General features: G+C 31.5%; 1 protein-coding gene. It reads right to left on the bottom strand.

What is annotated here, in order from left to right; all coding sequences use genetic code 11:
• Positions 1 to 224: 224 nt before the first annotated feature.
• A partial coding sequence (locus AC2ETI_RS32645; RefSeq protein WP_483635052.1) for a M20/M25/M40 family metallo-hydrolase occupies positions 225 to 539 on the bottom strand: 315 nt, incomplete at its 5' end.

Here is a 539-nt window from a genome sequence, read left to right as displayed (position 1 = left end):
GTCGCATCCATCCTATTGATAATAATTATCAATTCCAACTATATTTAGATTAATTGACATTGATTATCAATGTCAATAACTATTTTTAAAAAAATGATTAAAATGTACAAGCTTGTCCGTTAGCTATTCATATACTATGAATGAGCATAGTTCTTTCTCAGCCCTCTCTGACGGAAAGAAATAAAAGCAACTGCAATAGAGTGCAGTTGCCTTTTTTTGTTTTTCTATGATTTTAGTAATCTTATAGTCGTCTCTAAAAATAGCTCCACTCCACAAATTAATGCTGATTCATCCAAGTCAAATTTCGGATGATGATGTGGATAACAAGTATATATATTTTCATTACCTGTTCCTAATTTAATGAAACAACCAGGTGCTTTTCTTAAATATGCTGAAAAATCTTCTCCACCCATAGAAGGTTCAAGCTTCACAACACGCTCATTCCCAAACAAATGTAGTGCACTTTCTTCTACTATTTTCGTAATATATTCATCATTAATAACCGGATCATATCCATATCGATACGTATATGTATACGA

This window comes from Rhodococcus sp. MurmanLake-1, assembly GCF_056945715.1.
The sequence above is the reverse complement of the archived record's forward strand: the minus strand, read 5'-3'. Positions and strand labels throughout refer to the sequence as shown.